This is a genomic window from Methylobacterium sp. WL116, assembly GCF_008039455.1.
GTDB lineage: Bacteria > Pseudomonadota > Alphaproteobacteria > Rhizobiales > Beijerinckiaceae > Methylobacterium.
This window is the reverse complement of sequence record NZ_VRUV01000453.1, coordinates 1-3,708: the sequence shown is the minus strand read 5'-3', so window position 1 is coordinate 3,708 and position 3,708 is coordinate 1. Positions and strand designations below refer to the sequence as shown.

Genomic DNA, 3,708 nt, shown 5'->3' with positions numbered 1-3,708 from the left:
GGGTGGGCCTCGCGGCACCGAAGGTCGGGAGAGGGGGGCGACCTCTCCGGATACGGCGTTCCCCTCTCCCGACCCGCTTCGTGGGCCACCCGCCCCCGCACAGGGGGGAGGGATGAGCGCCGGGGGCCATCACGCCGCGTCCTCCGCGCGGTACGCGCCGGAGCGGCCGCCGTCCTTGGCGAGCAGGCGGATGCCCTCGATCCGCATGCCGCGGTCGGCGGCCTTCACCATGTCGTAGACCGTGAGGCAGGCGACCGAGACGGCGGTCAGCGCCTCCATCTCGACGCCGGTCGGGCCCTGCACGCGGACCTCCGCCGTGAGGCGCAGGCCCGGCAGCGCGTCGTCGATCTCGCAATCGACCCGGACCTTGGTGAGCAGGAGCGGATGGCAGAGCGGGATCAGCTCGTGGGTGCGCTTGGCCGCCATGATCCCGGCGAGGCGGGCGGTGCCGACCACGTCGCCCTTCTTGGCATCGCCCTCGCGGATCAGCGCCAGAGTGGCGGGCAGCATCACCACCCGCCCCTCGGCGCGGGCGGTGCGGGTGGTCGCGGGCTTGTCGCCGACGTCGACCATGTTGGCCGCGCCGGTGGCGTCGAGGTGCGTGAGGCGGGGTTCGTCCACGATCAGCCCTTCGCCTTCTTCGCGGCCTTGGGCCCGAACAGCAGGTCGTGCGTCGCCGCCGTCACGTCGTCCTGGCGCATCAGGCTCTCGCCGACGAGGACGACGTTGAGGCCGTGGCGGCCGAGCCGGGCGACGTCGGCATGGCCGCCGATGCCGCTCTCGGCCACCGCGATGCGGTCGGGCGGGATCTCGGCGCCGAGCGTGATCGCAGTCTCGAACGAGACCTCGAAGGTCTTCAGGTTGCGGTTGTTGACGCCGATCAGCGCGGTGCCGAGCGGGATCGCGCGGGCGAGCTCGGCGGCGTCGTGCACCTCGACCAGCACGTCCATGCCGAGCTCGTGCGCCGTCTCGACCAGGGCTTCCGCCTCGTCGTCGTCGAGGCAGGCCATGATCGCCAGGATGCAGTCGGCGCCCCAGGCCCGCGCCTCGTAGACCTGGTAGGGCTCGAACAGGAAGTCCTTGCGCAGCACCGGAAGCCGGCAGGCCTCGCGCGCCTGGGTGAGGTATTCGGGCCGGCCCTGGAACGAGGGCTCGTCGGTGAGCACCGAGAGGCAGGTGGCGCCGCCCTTCTCGTAGGCGGCGGCCAGCGCGGCCGGGTCGAAATCCGCCCGGATCAGGCCCTTGGACGGCGAGGCCTTCTTCACCTCGGCGATCAGCGCCGGGCGCCCTTCCGCCACGTGCGCCCGGATCGCGTCGGCGAAGCCCCGCGGCGGCGAGGCCTTGGCGGCGCGCGTCTCCAGCTTGGCGAGCGGCACCCGCAGCTTCGCCTCGGCGATCTCGCGGCGCTTGTAGGCCTCGATGCGGGCGAGCACGCTCGAGCGATCGGTCGCCGGCGGCTCGGTCGGAGGCGGCGGTTCGGCGAGGGCGTCGGTGGCCATCGGTATACCCTATCCGTTCGAGACCGCGACGAGGCGGGCCAGCGTCGCGCGGGCCGCCCCCGAATCGATCGCATCCTGCGCCCGCGCGACGCCGTCGGCGAGGGCGTGCGTCAGGCCTGCGACCACGAGCGCGGCGCCCGCATTCAGAACCGCGATGTCCCGGTAGGCGTTGCGCGTGCCCGACAGGACGTCGGCCAAGGCGCGCGCGTTGTGCTCGGGATCGCCGCCGCGCAGCGCCTCGAGGTCGTGCAGCGGCAGGCCGACGTCCCGCGGATCGACCGCGAAGGTCGAGATCCGGCCGTCCTCCAGCGCCACCACCTGGGTCGGGCCGGTGACGGTGATCTCGTCGAGCCCGTCCGAGCCGTGCACGGTCCAGACCCGGCGACTTCCGAGCTCGGCGAGGACCTGCGTCAGCGGCTCGGCCCAGGCCGCCTGCGACACGCCGAGCAGCTGGCATTCGACGCCGGCCGGGTTCGAGAGGGGCCCGAGCAGGTTGAAGATGGTGCGCACCGGCAATTCCGAGCGCACCGCCGCCACGTGCCGCATCGCGCCGTGGTGGGTCTGGGCGAACATGAAGCACAGGCCGGCCTGCGTCAGGCACCGGCTCAGGCCCGCCGGGTCGAGCCCGAGCCTGACGCCGAGCGCCGCCAGCACGTCGGCCGCGCCCGAGCGCGAGGTCGCGGCGCGGTTGCCGTGCTTGGCCACCGGCACGCCGCAGGCGGCGGTGACGATCGCGGCCAGCGTCGAGACGTTGTAGCTGCCCGAGTGGTCGCCGCCGGTGCCGACCACGTCGACGCTGCCGGCCGGCGCCGCGACCCGGACCATGCGCGCGCGCATCGCCTCGACGGCGCCGACGATCTCGTCCGGCGTCTCGCCGCGGACCTTGAGGCCGACGAGGAAGGCGCCGGCCTGGACGGGCGTGACCTCGCCCGACAGCAGGTCGTCGAACGCCGCGCGGGCTTCCGCCCGGTCGAGGGAGAACCCGGCGGCGACCTTGGCGAGATGGGGCTTGAAGGATTCCATCGGCTCGACGGGCGACGCGTTCGCGGGAATCCCGCGTCAATGCACGCCGGGACGGGCCTTGTCACGTGCCTGGTCCCGCCCGCGCGCCCGGTTCCACGCCGTCGCGATGTCGAGGAAGTTCTGCAGGATCCGCGTGCCGTGATGCGAGAGGATGCTCTCGGGGTGGAACTGCACGCCGTGCACCGGCAGGTGCGCGTGCTCCAGGCCCATGATCAGGCCGTCGGCCTCGGCGGTCACCGTCAGCGCCTCGGGGCAGCCGGCGCGATCGACCACCAGCGAATGGTAGCGCGTCGCGTCGAAGCTGTCGTTGAGCCCGCGGAAGATGCCCTTCGCGCCGTGGCGGATGGTCGAGACCTTGCCGTGCATCGGCGCGGGCGCCCGCACCACGTCGCCGCCGAAGGCCTGGCCGATCGCCTGGAGGCCGAGGCAGACCCCGAAGATCGGGATCTCGCCCGAGAGCTCCCTGACCGCATCGAGGCAGATGCCGGCCTCGTTCGGGGTGCAGGGCCCGGGCGACAGCACCAGGGCGTCGGGCGCGCGCGCGCGGATCTCGTCGACCGTCACCTGGTCGTTGCGCACCACGTCGATCGCGCCGCTGAGCGGGCCGATCAGATGGACGAGGTTCCAGGTGAAGGAATCGTAGTTGTCGATGACGAGGACGGAGGGCGTCGGCGCGGGTTCCATGACCGACGATCTGGCCCGGCCGGCGGCGCCGGTCAAGGCGCCGGGCGCGTCTGCCGCTTCACGCCGGTCAGGCCGCCACCCTCGGCCCGACCAGGGCGAACAGCGTGCCCTGCGGATCCTTGGCCTGGATGATCCAGGCGCCCCCCGGCACCGCGTGCGGGCCCTGCAGGACGGTGCCGCCGGCCGCAGCGACCCGCTCGGCCGCGGCGGCGATCGATTCGACGGCGATGTAGAACAGCCAGCACGGGGCTGCCGGCATCGGCGAGGTCATCATCCCGCCGAGGTCGACCCCGTGGCGGGCGAAGACCTGATAGGTGCCCATCGGCCCCATATCGACCGCCATGGACTTTTCCCAGCCGAACAGGCCGGCATAGAAGGCGAAGGCCGGTTCCCCATCGCGGGCGTGCAGCTCGTGCCAGCCGAACGGGCCGGGCGTGCCCGGCGGCGGCATCGGCGGCGGCGTCCCGTCGCCGCGAAACAGCGCGAAGGCGGCGCCCTGCGG

At 73.4% G+C, this 3,708-nt stretch carries 5 protein-coding genes; all 5 read right to left on the bottom strand.

All coding sequences use genetic code 11. The features are described 5' to 3' along the window. Positions 1-129: 129 nt before the first annotated feature. Positions 130-573, bottom strand: a complete 444-nt coding sequence (gene moaC / locus FV223_RS22575) for a cyclic pyranopterin monophosphate synthase MoaC (protein ID WP_243933985.1) — start codon at positions 571-573, stop codon at positions 130-132. A 50-nt stretch (positions 574-623) separates the two neighbouring features. Continuing rightward, positions 624-1,499 carry an indole-3-glycerol phosphate synthase TrpC gene (trpC, locus tag FV223_RS22570; protein ID WP_147729089.1) on the bottom strand — a complete coding sequence of 292 codons (876 nt, stop codon included), beginning with the start codon at positions 1,497-1,499 and terminating at the stop codon, positions 624-626. Positions 1,500-1,508: 9 nt separating this feature from the next. Further along, complete coding sequence (gene trpD, locus FV223_RS22565) at positions 1,509-2,522, bottom strand: anthranilate phosphoribosyltransferase (protein WP_147729088.1); 1,014 nt, start codon at positions 2,520-2,522, stop codon at positions 1,509-1,511. 36 nt (positions 2,523-2,558) lie between these two features. Next, the gene (locus tag FV223_RS22560; RefSeq protein ID WP_147729087.1) at positions 2,559-3,206 is read right to left on the bottom strand and encodes an aminodeoxychorismate/anthranilate synthase component II; all 648 of its coding nucleotides are present in this window, start codon (positions 3,204-3,206) and stop codon (positions 2,559-2,561) included. Positions 3,207-3,273: 67 nt separating this feature from the next. After that, positions 3,274-3,708: VOC family protein (locus FV223_RS22555; protein ID WP_187276212.1), on the bottom strand; the 435-nt coding region annotated here is incomplete at its 5' end.